The 13,239-nt window shown below is 52.3% G+C and carries 17 protein-coding genes and 1 other annotated feature; of the genes, 2 read left to right on the top strand and 15 right to left on the bottom strand.

Annotation, left to right across the window (positions count from 1 at the left end; all coding sequences use genetic code 11):
- Positions 1-29: 29 nt before the first annotated feature.
- From RS584_RS08950 to thrS, 13 genes are all read right to left on the bottom strand, one after another.
- Positions 30-743 carry an EAL domain-containing protein gene (locus RS584_RS08950; RefSeq protein ID WP_032104825.1) on the bottom strand — a complete coding sequence of 238 codons (714 nt, stop codon included), beginning with the start codon at positions 741-743 and terminating at the stop codon, positions 30-32.
- Between the two features lie 292 nt (positions 744-1,035).
- On the bottom strand, positions 1,036-1,500 hold the full coding sequence (locus RS584_RS08945; protein WP_015570730.1) for an NlpC/P60 family protein: 465 nt from the start codon (positions 1,498-1,500) through the stop codon (positions 1,036-1,038).
- 72 nt (positions 1,501-1,572) lie between these two features.
- A complete protein-coding gene (gene btuD / locus RS584_RS08940) occupies positions 1,573-2,328 on the bottom strand; it encodes a vitamin B12 ABC transporter ATP-binding protein BtuD (RefSeq protein WP_315749405.1) in 756 nt (251 codons plus the stop codon).
- Complete coding sequence (locus RS584_RS08935) at positions 2,328-2,879, bottom strand: glutathione peroxidase (protein ID WP_315749403.1); 552 nt, start codon at positions 2,877-2,879, stop codon at positions 2,328-2,330. The genes btuD and RS584_RS08935 overlap by 1 nt, the downstream gene beginning before the upstream one ends.
- A gap of 33 nt (positions 2,880-2,912) precedes the next feature.
- Positions 2,913-3,893 (bottom strand): vitamin B12 ABC transporter permease BtuC, encoded by a 981-nt coding sequence (btuC, locus tag RS584_RS08930; RefSeq protein ID WP_315749401.1) that lies wholly within the window; start codon positions 3,891-3,893, stop codon positions 2,913-2,915.
- Positions 3,894-3,996: 103 nt separating this feature from the next.
- Entirely contained in the window at positions 3,997-4,296 is a 300-nt protein-coding gene (ihfA, locus tag RS584_RS08925) for an integration host factor subunit alpha (RefSeq protein ID WP_003857805.1), read from the bottom strand.
- Between the two features lie 4 nt (positions 4,297-4,300).
- Complete coding sequence (gene pheT / locus RS584_RS08920; RefSeq protein WP_015570734.1) at positions 4,301-6,688, bottom strand: phenylalanine--tRNA ligase subunit beta; 2,388 nt, start codon at positions 6,686-6,688, stop codon at positions 4,301-4,303.
- A gap of 15 nt (positions 6,689-6,703) precedes the next feature.
- Complete coding sequence (gene pheS / locus RS584_RS08915) at positions 6,704-7,687, bottom strand: phenylalanine--tRNA ligase subunit alpha (RefSeq protein WP_003857809.1); 984 nt, start codon at positions 7,685-7,687, stop codon at positions 6,704-6,706.
- 62 nt (positions 7,688-7,749) lie between these two features.
- Positions 7,750-7,874: a sequence feature (Phe leader region), on the bottom strand.
- Complete coding sequence (gene pheM, locus RS584_RS08910) at positions 7,825-7,869, bottom strand: pheST operon leader peptide PheM (RefSeq protein ID WP_001386830.1); 45 nt, start codon at positions 7,867-7,869, stop codon at positions 7,825-7,827. It overlaps the preceding feature by 45 nt.
- Positions 7,875-7,991: 117 nt before the next feature.
- Complete coding sequence (gene rplT, locus RS584_RS08905) at positions 7,992-8,348, bottom strand: 50S ribosomal protein L20 (protein WP_000124850.1); 357 nt, start codon at positions 8,346-8,348, stop codon at positions 7,992-7,994.
- A 50-nt stretch (positions 8,349-8,398) separates the two neighbouring features.
- Positions 8,399-8,596 carry a 50S ribosomal protein L35 gene (gene rpmI / locus RS584_RS08900; protein ID WP_001124225.1) on the bottom strand — a complete coding sequence of 66 codons (198 nt, stop codon included), beginning with the start codon at positions 8,594-8,596 and terminating at the stop codon, positions 8,399-8,401.
- Between the two features lie 97 nt (positions 8,597-8,693).
- Positions 8,694-9,236, bottom strand: a complete 543-nt coding sequence (infC, locus tag RS584_RS08895) for a translation initiation factor IF-3 (RefSeq protein WP_023616141.1) — start codon at positions 9,234-9,236, stop codon at positions 8,694-8,696.
- Positions 9,237-9,239: 3 nt separating this feature from the next.
- A complete protein-coding gene (thrS, locus tag RS584_RS08890; protein WP_315749399.1) occupies positions 9,240-11,168 on the bottom strand; it encodes a threonine--tRNA ligase in 1,929 nt (642 codons plus the stop codon).
- Between the two features lie 322 nt (positions 11,169-11,490).
- On the opposite strand from thrS, the gene yncL reads away from it, so the two are divergent.
- Together yncL and yniD are read left to right on the top strand one after the other, a co-directional pair.
- The gene (gene yncL / locus RS584_RS08885) at positions 11,491-11,583 is read left to right on the top strand and encodes a stress response membrane protein YncL (RefSeq protein WP_071842885.1); all 93 of its coding nucleotides are present in this window, start codon (positions 11,491-11,493) and stop codon (positions 11,581-11,583) included.
- A 98-nt stretch (positions 11,584-11,681) separates the two neighbouring features.
- Complete coding sequence (gene yniD / locus RS584_RS08880; protein WP_003857815.1) at positions 11,682-11,789, top strand: small membrane protein YniD; 108 nt, start codon at positions 11,682-11,684, stop codon at positions 11,787-11,789.
- Between the two features lie 149 nt (positions 11,790-11,938).
- On the opposite strand, the gene RS584_RS08875 is transcribed toward yniD, so the two are convergent.
- The gene (locus tag RS584_RS08875; protein ID WP_015570736.1) at positions 11,939-12,172 is read right to left on the bottom strand and encodes a hypothetical protein; all 234 of its coding nucleotides are present in this window, start codon (positions 12,170-12,172) and stop codon (positions 11,939-11,941) included.
- 263 nt (positions 12,173-12,435) lie between these two features.
- Complete coding sequence (locus tag RS584_RS08870; RefSeq protein ID WP_026080717.1) at positions 12,436-13,194, bottom strand: YdiY family protein; 759 nt, start codon at positions 13,192-13,194, stop codon at positions 12,436-12,438.
- Between the last annotated feature and the right edge of the window lie 45 nt (positions 13,195-13,239).

The raw sequence follows: 13,239 nt of genomic DNA, 5'->3' as shown, positions 1-13,239 counted from the left end.
CTGGACGTAAACACGGGCGAAGAAAGGGGTTATTGCTGAACGAGAGTCGTGACCCGCTCTGCCGGGACGGCAGGCCACAGGCTTCCCTGCATTGCACCGAAATTGAAGGGCAGCACGCGTTCTAAGATGCCGTGATCGTCAATTCCCGAGACCATGACCGACTGACAATGCGGCGCGATCTGCCAGAGAATGGCGCGCATAAAAGGCTCAAACGAGAGTGCCGACGCGCGCTGCTGGATAAAGTTTTTATCCAGAATCACCCGTTTGAACAGACCATCATAAACCGGTTTAAGGGAAGATGCCCCTGCACCAAAGTTAGCCAGTACTAAGGGGAAATGGATCGCCATTCTTGCCAGACAGGGATCGTCTTTCCCGTTATTTAAACCTGGATAGTTCTCATTAACAGTAAACTCAAGAAACGGATAACGCTCGAGGATTGAAACAGCGTTCTCATTAGTTAATAAAAACTCAACAATTGCAGGTGTAATATTGATCCATGCAATTAACTGATGCTGAATAAAAAATAGCTTACAGGTATCGAGTAATTGCAGTTTCTCCTGAAACAGCGCTAATTCATCTTCCTGAGAAAGATGTGGGATAACCAGTTCAGTCGGGATCCGTACGTCCGCACCCACGCCAGTAAAGTTAACCAAAATCTCTAAACCTTTAAGCAAACCTGCACTATCACGCGCCGGAAGGAGTAAAAGTTCAGACTGGTAAGCATTATCTAGCGTAATAATCATCGCGCTTGTCCTGCATTAAAGATGAGAGAGAACATCCTGGAGCAATTGCAGGCACAATTCCACTGTCTTGATTTTAATAAGATTAATTTCATTCTTTCCGTATTAATTTTCAGATTTTTCCCTGAATCTAAATTAATTTTATCCTGGTTATTGAATAATAGCCAGTTTTAGATAAAACAGGCACATGCGGACATAAATAATTGGGCAAAAATTTAACTTTAATCAACCCGCAAGAAAAGCCTGACGTCTATTTTCACCGCCAGGCCCTCCGCACTGCATTTTTATGCAGCGGTTAAATACGTCTGGCCTGCCAGAAGTTTTTACGCCAGTAAACATTATCCAGAGAGGAGCGCATCACGCCACGGCTGGTCGAGGCATGAATGAACTGATTATCGGTATCATAGATGCCGACATGAAGGCCGCTTTCACCGGAGCCCGTTTTAAAAAAGACCAGATCGCCGGGCAGGAGCTCGTCTTTATCAATTTCAGTGCCGATTTTCGCCTGCATACGCGTTTCACGCGGAAGCTGGAGGTCAAATTTATCGCGGAAGGTCATCAGCACGAATCCCGAGCAATCCACCCCGCCCCGGCTCATGCCGCCGTAGCGATAAGGTGTGCCGCGCCAGTTGCTGAGCTGATCGTTCAGGCTGGCAATGACCGTAATGGAATCGGAAAGCCGTGGGTTGGGCGGAGGTGCACGATGGCTGCTGCATCCTGCAAGAAAGAGCGCCGCAACAAGGAGAAACCAGAATCGCATTTCAGACGAATCCTCTGCTTTTTTTGTTCTTTCGGTAATTTAGCGTGCATCTATGCAGCTGTGCAAGAAAGGTTATTCCTGCGCCGTGGAAATGAGCATCTTGTGGCCTTCAATATCCAGCCTCCGGAACGACATGTGGTAAGCGCTCGCAAGATTGGCGGCCGTCAGCACGCTGTCGCGCGTTCCGCTGGCAATCAGCTTGCCACGCGCCAGCAACCACACCCGATGCGCGTGGCGCAACGTATGGTTTAAATCATGGCTGCTCATCACAATGGCAATCCCCTTGCGACACAGCGCGCTGAGCAGGGTATCCAGCGCTGCCTGCTGGGCAACGTCCAGCCCGCTCATCGGCTCGTCCAGCAGCAGCAACCGCCCGTGAGAATTTCCCGCCGGATGGATCTGAAGGATGACGGCGGCCAGACGCACGCGCTGCCACTCGCCGCCGGAAAGTTGATTTGCCTGCCGGGTTAGCTTGTCGTCTAACCCGAGCGACACAGCAACCTCGTTGAGCAATCCCACCTGATTTTTATCAGGCAGATGCAGCGTCAGGTAGTGCCAGACGGGCATCGCAAAGGGCGGAACCTGCTGCTGAACCAGGTAGCTTCGACGGGAGGCAAGTGTAGCGGGTAGCCAGTTGACGAGCGATTGCCCGAGGAAGGTAACTTCCCCTTCCCCGCTGGTCAGCCCAGCCATGCGCGCCAGCAGCGTGCTTTTTCCGGCGCCGTTTGGCCCAACCAGGTGAAGGATTTCACCTGCGTTGACTTCGGCGGTAACAGGCTCAAGACGCCCCTTGCCGGCAACGTCCGTGAGCTGCATCAGCAGCGTCATTATTTCGCCAGCGCCAGCTTGATTGATTCCATCACGATAGGATCTTCAGGCGTCATGTCAGGCGAAAAACGCTGCACAACCTCACCGTCACGGCCAATCAGGAATTTTTCGAAGTTCCACAGAATATCATCCGGATAGAGCGGCGCACGGCCTTTACTTGCCATACGCTCATAGAAACCACTCTCTTCAGGCGCAACGGCGGTCGGCGCCGCGGCCACCAGTTTGGCATACAGCGGATGACGATTTTCACCGTTCACGTCAATTTTGCTGAACATCGGGAACGTCACGCCATAGGTTGTGCTGCAAAAGGTCTTAATCTCCTCTTCGCTACCCGGCTCCTGGCCCAGGAACTGGTTGCACGGGAAGCCGAGTACGGTAAAGCCGTCTTTTTCCCAGGCTTTGTGAATGTTTTCCAGCTGTTCATACTGCGGAGTAAGGCCACATTTCGATGCCACGTTCACGATGAGCAGCACCTTGCCCTTGTAGCCTTCCAGCGTGGTTTTCTCGCCGTCAATGGTCGTCACTTCGGTATTCAGAATATCAGGCTGCATAGCATTCCCTCAGGTTGACTTACAGGTTGTGTTTTAACGTCCAGCTTTTAATAGTAGCCAGATAAAGACCGGTGCGCCCAGCGTTGCGGTCACCACGCCTATGGGCAACTCAGCGGCCGTCAGGGCGAGCCGGGCGATGATATCGGCAATCAGCAGCGTTGCCGCCCCGGCAACCGCCGAGGCCGGGAGCAGGGTTCGGTGGTCCGTAATGCCGCACAGGCGCAGCATATGCGGGATCACCAGCCCAATAAAGCCAATCGCCCCCGCCAGCGCCACGCTTACGCCTACCATCCAGCCAATGGCGATAACCAGCACGTTGCGCCAGAATCCAATCGACATCCCGAGCTGGCGAGCAGACGTTTCGCCCAGCGCGAGAATATTAAGAGGCTGCGCCTGGAACGCCGTCCACAGGATGACCGGGATCAGGAGCACCATCAGCCACCCCTGACGCCAGTCAACACCCCCAAATCCCCCCATCATCCAGTACATTAACTGGCGCAGATCGAAGGAGGTAGAAAAGTAGACGGCCCAGGTCATCAGCGCACTACAGATGATCCCCAACGCTACCCCCGCAAGCAGCAGCCGACTGGTGGATAAGTGGCGGCGGGCAAAGCGCAAAAGGATAAGGGTTATCAACAGCGCGCCAAGGATGGCGCTGAGGCTAATCCCCCAGCCGGAGAGCTCGCCTCCCCCCAGCATCACGGCGGCGATAAGCCCGACGCCTGCGCCATTTGACACCCCGAGAAGCCCGGGTTCCGCCAGAGGGTTTTCAAATAATGCCTGCATGATCGTGCCGCACAGCGCCAGCGCAGCGCCGACTAAAAGGACAGCCAGCGTCCGCGGCAGGCGGATCTGCCAGACAAAGAGTTGTCCTTCAGGCGTAAACCAGCTTTCCGGCCCCAGCCACCGATCGCCCGCACACAGGCTGACGGTGGTGGCGACAATCAACAGCACCCCGAGCAGACACAGGCGGCGAAGATCGGAGCGGTGCTGGCGGCGGGCAAGATCAAGCATAGACGATAGGTTATCCGGTTGAGATATCATTGATTTTACGGCGGGTTTAGCAAATAGCGCAAAGAAAAAAGGCCGCGTGAGCGGCCTTTTTAGTTAGTTCATATTACTCTGCTTTGGGCGTTGCGTTTTCGACACGGCTTTTTAACTTCTGTCCGGGTCTGAAGGTCACCACGCGGCGGGCTGTAATGGGAATATCTTCCCCCGTCTTCGGGTTACGGCCCGGACGTTGGTTTTTGTCTCGCAAATCAAAATTGCCAAAACCGGAGAGTTTAACCTGCTCACCATTTTCCAGAGCACGACGGATCTCTTCGAAAAACAGCTCTACCAGCTCTTTGGCATCCCGTTTGCTAAGCCCAAGCTTATCAAACAGATATTCTGACATTTCAGCTTTTGTAAGCGCCATAGGTTCAATCCCTCAATGATGCCTGGAATCGCTCTTTTAATGCCTCTACACATTTGGCGACGGTAGCGGCAATCTCCTCTTCTTCGAGTGTACGGCTGGTATCCTGAAGGATAAGGCTAATAGCGAGGCTCTTGAAACCTTCTGCTACGCCCTTGCCGCGGTACACGTCAAATAAGTTTACGCCAACTACCTGATTTACGCCAACTTTCTTACATTCGGCCAAAATATCTGCTGCGGGCACATTTTCAGCGACCACAACCGCGATATCACGGCGGTTTGCCGGGAAGCGGGAGACGTCCTGCGCCTGAGGAATGACGCGGTCTGCAACCGGGTTCCACTCCAGTTCGAATACGATGGTACGGCCATTCAGATCCAGCTTACGTTCCAGTTCCGGGTGAACAACCCCAATGAAACCAACACGTTTGCCGTCTAAATAGATCGCCGCACTCTGACCCGGATGCAGGGCTGGAATCGCTTCTGCGCGGAATTCAATTTCGGATAATTTACCGGTCAGATCGAGAATCGCTTCCAGATCGCCCTTCATATCGTAGAAATCAACCGTCCCTTTTGCCAGGTCCCAGTGCTCTTCAAAGCGGTTACCGCTGATGGCGCCGGCCAGCATGAGATCCTGACGGATGCCTAAATTCGCCTGAGTATCCGGTACAAAGCGCAAACCGCTTTCGAAAATACGCACGCGGTTTTGCTGACGGTTCTGGTTATAAACGATAGTACCCAGCAGTCCCGTCCACAGGGACAGACGCATCGCTGACATCTCGCTGGAAATCGGGCTTGGCAAAATCAGCGCTTCCTGACCCGGGTGGATCAGCTGTTGCAGCTTAGGATCAACGAAGCTGTAGGTGATCACTTCCTGGTAGCCTTTGTCGTTCAGCATGGTTTTCACACGCTTCAGAGACAGATCGGCCTCGCGATGGCTGCCCATCACCAGACCCGCCTGCACCGGCTCGTCAGGGATGTTGTTGTAGCCGTAAACGCGGGCCACTTCTTCCACCAGATCTTCCTCGATCTCCATGTCAAAACGCCAGGACGGCGCAACGGCTTTCCACTCGTCCTGACCCTCAGTAACTTCGCAGCCCAGACGCGTCAGAATGTCGGTCACCTGCGCATCGGCAACGTGGTGACCAATCAGACGATCCAGTTTGCTGCGGCGCAGGGTAATGGTCGCACGCTTCGGCAGCGTCGCTTCGTTGGTCACATCGATAACCGGACCCGCTTCGCCGCCGCAGATGTCGATCAGCAGGCGAGTCGCACGCTCCATCGCTTTGTATTGCAGCGCAGGATCCACGCCACGCTCGTAGCGGTGAGAAGCATCAGTGTGCAGACCGTGACGGCGTGCGCGGCCGGTGATGGAGAGCGGGCTGAAGAACGCGCATTCCAGCAGGACGTTTTGCGTCTCGTCGTTGACGCCAGAGTGCTCGCCGCCGAAGATCCCGCCCATCGCCAGCGCTTTGTTGTGATCGGCAATCACCAGGGTGTCAGCGTTCAGTTTCGCTTCGCTGCCGTCCAGCAGAACCAGGGTTTCGCCCTCTTTCGCCATGCGCACGACGATCCCACCTTCGATACGATCTTTATCAAAGGCGTGCATTGGCTGGCCCAACTCCAGCAGAACATAGTTGGTGACGTCGACGACCGCATCGATAGAACGGATACCGCAGCGACGCAGTTTCTCTTTCATCCACAGCGGGGTTGGCGCTTTAACGTTAATACCTTTCACCACACGACCGAGGTAGCGTGGGCAGGCCTCAGGCGCGTCCACCTGTATCGGCAACACGTCACTGATGGTTGCCTCAACCGGAGCGATCTCCGGCACGTTCAGTTCAGTCTGGTTCAGCACGGCCACGTCGCGGGCCACACCGATGATGCCTAAACAGTCAGCACGGTTTGGCGTTACGCTGATTTCGATGGTGTTGTCATCAAGCTTCAGGTATTCGCGGATATCGGTACCAACTGGCGCATCCTGCGGCAGTTCAATAATGCCGGAGTGATCGTCGGAAATACCCAGTTCGGAGAAGGAGCACAGCATGCCTTCAGACGGCTCACCGCGCAGCTTAGCCGCTTTGATTTTGAAATCGCCCGGCAGCACCGCACCGACGGTCGCCACGGCCACTTTCAGGCCCTGACGGCAGTTTGGTGCACCGCAGACGATATCCAGCAGACGGTCACCGCCCACATTGACTTTTGTTACGCGCAGTTTGTCAGCGTTAGGGTGCTGACCGCATTCAACCACTTCACCCACGACTACGCCGGTGAAGGCGCCAGAAACCGGCTCTACACCGTCAACTTCCAGACCCGCCATGGTGATCTGGTTGGAAAGCGCGTCGCTGTCCAGCGTGGTGTTCACCCATTCGCGTAACCACAGTTCACTGAATTTCATTGTTCTGTCCTGCCCTTATTTAAACTGTTTGAGGAAACGCAGATCGTTTTCGAAGAACGCACGTAAGTCGGTTACGCCGTAGCGCAGCATGGTCAGACGCTCCATACCCATACCGAACGCAAAGCCGGAATACACTTCCGGATCGATACCCACGTTGCGCAGCACGTTTGGATGCACCATGCCGCAGCCCAGCACTTCCAGCCATTTGCCGTTTTTACCCATCACGTCAACTTCCGCAGACGGTTCGGTGAACGGGAAGTAGGACGGGCGGAAGCGAACCTGCAAATCTTCCTCAAAGAAGTTGTTCAGGAAATCGTGCAGCGTGCCTTTCAGGTTGGTAAAGCTGATGTTTTTATCAACAATCAGACCTTCCATCTGGTGAAACATTGGGGTGTGGGTCTGATCGTAGTCGTTACGGTATACGCGACCCGGCGCGATGATGCGGATTGGCGGCTCCTGCTCCTTCATGGTACGGATCTGAACGCCGGAAGTCTGAGTACGCAGCAGACGGGTAGCGTCAAACCAGAAAGTGTCGTGGTCAGCACGTGCCGGATGATGGCCAGGAATGTTCAGGGCATCGAAGTTGTGGTAATCATCTTCAATTTCCGGGCCAGTCGCCACGGTAAAGCCGAGCTCACCGAAGAAACTTTCAATACGATCGATAGTACGGGTAACCGGATGCAGACCGCCGTTTTCAATACGACGACCCGGCAGAGAAACGTCAATCGTTTCTGCCGCCAGACGCGCATTCAGTACTGCGCTTTCCAGCTCGGCTTTACGCGCGTTCAGCGCCTGCTGTACCTGCTCTTTGGCTTCGTTAATCACTGCACCGGCTGCCGGGCGCTCCTCTGCTGGCAGTTCACGCAGGGTAGTCATCTGAAGGGTCAAATGCCCTTTCTTGCCCAGATATTCGACGCGGACATTGTCTAACGCGGCAACATCTGAGGCCTGGTTAATGGCGGCCGTTGCACTGGCAACCAGCTCTGCGAGATGTGACATGGTTTTCCTCATTATGTCGGTGCAGACACCGAATTGTTGGACGTATTCTCTTAACTTCAGGCACAAAAAAAGCCTCCATCGGGAGGCTTATCTGGCGCTGTTTTTCGTTTCATCTTTCACGCGCTAGCCTCCTGAAGTCAGGTGCTAAAGTAAAAGAAGAAGCGGAAAATAGCAGCATTCATGCTTGCGTTACCTTGTAGGGTAAAAACCGTTAAGACCTTATTGAAAAGCCTGCACGGATAAATGTCAATCTTCTGATGGTGTTAAATGAAAAGAGGAGGCAAAGCCCCCTCTCTCAACTGGCTTATGCCAGTGCTGCTTTCGCTTTTTCGACCAGAGCGGTGAACGCTACTTTGTCGAATACTGCGATGTCAGCCAGGATCTTACGGTCGATTTCAACAGAGGCTTTTTTCAGGCCGTTGATGAATTTGCTGTAAGAAATACCGTTCTGACGTGCTGCTGCGTTGATACGCGCAATCCACAGTTGACGGAACTGACGCTTACGCTGACGACGGTCACGGTAAGCGTACTGACCTGCTTTGATAACAGCCTGGAAGGCAACGCGGTATACGCGTGAACGCGCACCGTAGTAGCCTTTAGCTTGTTTCAAAATTTTCTTGTGACGTGCACGTGCAATTACACCACGTTTTACGCGAGCCATGTGTGCTCTCCTGTATCTATTCTAAGTTAAAAAAGTTAAACGTTAACGACTTATGCGTACGGCAGGCACGCGATGACCAGGCCCAGATCGCCTTTAGAAACCATGGCTTTTGGACGCAGGTGACGTTTACGCTTGGTAGCTTTCTTAGTCAGAATGTGACGCAGGTTAGCGTGCTTGTGCTTAAAACCACCTTTACCGGTTTTTTTGAAGCGCTTAGCAGCACCGCGTACGGTCTTAATTTTTGGCATTTTAATAACTTCCACTTCGCATTGTTAAATAAACGAAACATAGGCGAACAAAACCTATGGGGCCCGAAGGCTCCACAGATTTTGCTGCTTGAAGGCCTTACTGTTTCTTCTTAGGAGCGAGCACCATGATCATCTGGCGGCCTTCGATCTTCGTAGGGAAGGATTCGACTACTGCCAGTTCACTCAGATCGTCACGGACGCGGTTAAGCACTTCCATACCAATCTGTTGGTGGGCCATCTCACGACCGCGGAAACGCAGCGTGATCTTGGCCTTATCGCCATCTTCCAGAAAGCGAATCAGGCTGCGGAGTTTTACCTGATAATCGCCATCGTCGGTACCAGGACGGAATTTAATTTCCTTAACCTGGATAACTTTTTGCTTCTTCTTCTGTTCCTTAGAAGACTTACTCTTTTCATAAAGGAACTTGCCGTAGTCCATGATACGACAAACTGGCGGTTCGGCGTTAGGGCTGATTTCAACTAAATCTACTCCAGCTTCTTCAGCCTTTTCGATCGCTTCTCTCAGACTCACAATCCCCAGCTGCTCGCCTTCCAGACCTGTTAAGCGAACTTCCTGGGCGCGAATCTCGCCATTGATACGATTCGGACGTGCCGTTTGAACTCGTTTTCCGCCTTTAATACCTTATTCCTCCAGTTGTTGAAGACTGCGGCTGCGAATCTCTTGTTGCAGCTTCTCAATCACTTCACTTACGTCCAGGCTCCCCAGGTCTTTACCACGGCGGGTGCGAACGGCAACTTTGCCTGCTTCCACCTCTTTATCACCACAGACCAACATATACGGGACACGACGTAAAGTGTGCTCGCGGATTTTAAAGCCAATCTTCTCATTTCTCAAGTCTGCTTTTACGCGAATGCCCGCATTTTGTAGTTTCTGCGTCAATTCTTTAACGTAATCCGCCTGAGAATCGGTTATGTTCATCACCACTACCTGCACTGGCGCAAGCCAGGTTGGGAAGAAGCCCGCGAACTCTTCGGTCAGGATGCCAATGAAGCGCTCCAGTGAACCGAGAATCGCACGGTGAATCATAACCGGCACCTGACGCTCGTTGTCTTCGCCAACATAAGAGGCGCTTAAACGCTGCGGCAGGGAGAAGTCCAGCTGTACCGTTCCGCACTGCCATGCGCGATCGAGGCAGTCATACAGGGTAAATTCAATTTTCGGACCGTAGAATGCGCCCTCGCCCAGCTGGTATTCGAACGGAATACCGTTCTCTTCCAGCGCGACGGCGAGATCTGCTTCTGCGCGATCCCATGTCTCATCGCTGCCGATACGTTTTTCCGGACGCGTTGAGAGTTTGACCACGATCTTCTCGAAGCCAAAGGTGCTGTACATATCGTAGACCATACGAATACAGGCGTTAACTTCTTCACGGACCTGATCTTCAGTACAGAAGATATGCGCATCATCCTGAGTAAAGCCACGAACACGCATCAGACCGTGCAGCGCACCTGATGGCTCGTTACGGTGGCAGCTACCGAACTCCGCCATACGCAGCGGCAGATCGCGGTAGGATTTCAGACCCTGGTTGAAGATCTGAACGTGGCCCGGGCAGTTCATTGGCTTGATGCAGTATTCACGGTTCTCAGACGAAGTGGTGAACATCGCATCTTTGTAGTTGTCCCAGTGGCCGGTTTTTTCCCACAGCACACGGTCCATCATGAACGGGCCTTTCACTTCCTGATACTGGTACTCTTTCAGCTTGGAGCGCACGAACGTTTCCAGTTCACGGAAGATGGTCCAGCCGTCGTTATGCCAGAACACCATCCCCGGCGCTTCTTCCTGCATATGATACAGGTCAAGCTGCTTACCGATTTTACGGTGGTCACGCTTAGCCGCCTCTTCCAGGCGTTGCAGGTACGCGTTCAGGGCTTTCTTATCGGCCCACGCGGTACCATAAATACGCTGCAACATTTTGTTGTTGCTGTCGCCACGCCAGTAAGCGCCTGCGATTTTCATCAGTTTGAAGTGATGACAGAAGCGCATGTTCGGCACGTGCGGTCCACGGCACATGTCGACGTATTCTTCGTGATGATACAAGCCAGGCTTGTCATCATGAGAAATGTTTTCGTCAAGAATCGAGACTTTGTAGCTCTCGCCGCGCTTCACGAAGGTTTCACGCGCTTCGTGCCAGCTGACTTTCTTCTTGATGACGTCGTAGTTGGTTTCAGCGAGCTCGTGCATACGTTTTTCGAGCGCGTCGATATCTTCCTGAGTCAGGGTGTGGTCAAGGTCAACGTCGTAGTAGAAACCGTTGTCGATAACCGGGCCGATTGCCATTTTGGTGTTTGGCCACAGCTGCTTAATAGCATGGCCTAACAGGTGCGCACAGGAGTGACGAATGATCTCCAGACCTTCTTCGTCTTTCGCGGTGATGATCGCAAGCGTTGCATCGCTTTCAATCAGATCGGACGCGTCTACCAGCTCACCGTTTACGCGACCTGCGATGGTTGCTTTTGCAAGTCCAGGACCGATATCCAGGGCAACATCCATTGGGCTAACAGCATGGTCGAAATGGCGTTGGCTGCCATCAGGAAGAGTAATTACAGGCATTTTATATCCTTATTTGCAGTGATGCCCCACACATAAGAGCATATACAAAGAAAATAATCGTGATTAAACAGTAGATTACGAAACCATCTGACCAACAATCGTCAAATTGGTTCGTCATCATGCACCTGCCGATTCAGATAAATGCGAATTTACGGCAAGCAGGGTAATGGTAACACTATTGAAAGGGCGAATGCACCTTCTGAGACCGTTTGAACCGTTCATCCTTTTGTCTGCGTTCATGAACTTTTGCTGACGGAGGCTCGCAATCCGAAAGTGCTGAGCTATTCTTGACTTGGTCCTTTAAACATCGAAGGGGTATCACATGAATGTATCCAGCAGAACCGTTGTGATATTGAATCTACTTTCCGCTGCTTGCCTGGTATTAATTCTGGCTGACAGATTCCATTGGTTTTAAGCCGAACCGGTGTTCCGGCATAACCTGTTGTCCAGGGTTGAGCGCTTTCTGGCGCAGATTTTGGTAGACTAAGGGTATCAACTGACAAGGATTAGGTTATGCCAACAAAAAGATTTGCCGTGAAGCACTGGAAAATGGTCGTGGTGTTAATTGCTATTTGCGGCGCGATGTTGCTGCTGCGCTGGGCCGCAATGATCTGGGGCTAATATTTTGTCAGCGAAAACGTGCCGTGAATTTACTGAATAAATCTTAACTATCTTTACGATAATTTATGGTCCAAAACCGGTACGTCATAATCCGGTTTTCGACAGGCTGTGACAGCGTATATATTCCGTCACACGTGGCAGTTGAAATATCAGGACCACTCACCCGCCACCAGCTTGTGTACATCAAATGCATCATTCATTGACTGGCCGGTAGACTGAGAGCCAGGGGCAATGTTGGAGCCTGCTTCTACATCCGAGGCTTTAGCGATCCCGATTGGGCTGTTAACGTCACTGGCAGGTTGCGTCATATTATCAGCAGCAAATACGCCAAATGAAAGTGCGGAAAGCACCATCGCTGCTGTAGCGGTTTTGATTTTTTTCATAATTTTATTCTCATACTTATTTAATGCGATATGCCTGAGGCGAGTTTTTCGCCTGTGCCGTAAGTGTAGATCTGGATCACATTCTTGCCTAGTCAAATTATTTATCAATTCGTGTCAAATAAACTGAATAAGCCCTGGTCGGCTAATTATGGAGAAATTATGAAGATGAAACCAGACCCATTATTTTAAAACGCCGTTTAATATAAATAAGCACAGTTTCAGAAAATAAAAAACGGGCCGAGAATAATCCCGGCCCGACGATATTACATTTTATAACCTAAAGAAATCGTGGTTCGGCGATCGGTATGTTCCGGCGCAGAATCAGGTGGGGATGAGTTCCAGGTTACGTTGTACGCCACCTTGAGTCCAAAGTGTTCGTTGATGGCCACATTCAACGCACTTTCTGAGTTCAGCGTTGTATCTTCAGCACCAAACACCGACACACCCTGGGTGAATTTTGCGTTGTCCGTCATCTGCCATGCATAGGTGCCCGATGCATAACCCAGCGGCTGGGTTTCATCTTCGCCGTTGGTGTACTCGTCGTAACGGACACCCGGACCGAATTCAAAACGCAGGCTGTGCACCGGCCCATTGAGGAACTGACGACCATAACCCGCAGTTACGACATCACGCTGGCGATAGCCGTTGTAGCGGTCAGTCAGCCAACTCGCCTGCCCGAACAGGTAGTCATAATCGGTCATGTTGTATCGGCTACGTCCGCCTACCGCGTATTTCTCCGATGAGCGTTGATCGTTAGCAGAGGTGTTGCTCGCATTTCCCCACAGCGACCAGGCCGTGGTGTTGCCGTACCAGGTCAGGGTGCTGTCTGCGGTCAGGGAGGAGCTTTTCGTGTTACCGGATTGCGCCAGATACCCGGCATTCACGTTACCTTCAAAGGGTTTTTTGGCAGTGGAGGGATCGTCCATGACAGTAAAAACGGTATCATCGGCGGTTGCATTCAGTGACGCAAATACGCCACCCGCCAGCATCAGTGCTGCGGGTACTGTCTTCAAAAGCTTCATTTTATTTAAGGAGTCCGTACAACATAAAAAGAGACCGTCACGGTC

The sequence above is a fragment of the Enterobacter sp. DTU_2021_1002640_1_SI_PRY_ASU_LCPMC_013 genome (assembly GCF_032389435.1).
Classification (GTDB): domain Bacteria; phylum Pseudomonadota; class Gammaproteobacteria; order Enterobacterales; family Enterobacteriaceae; genus Enterobacter; species Enterobacter hormaechei_C.
This window is presented reverse-complemented; position numbering and strand designations above follow the sequence as displayed.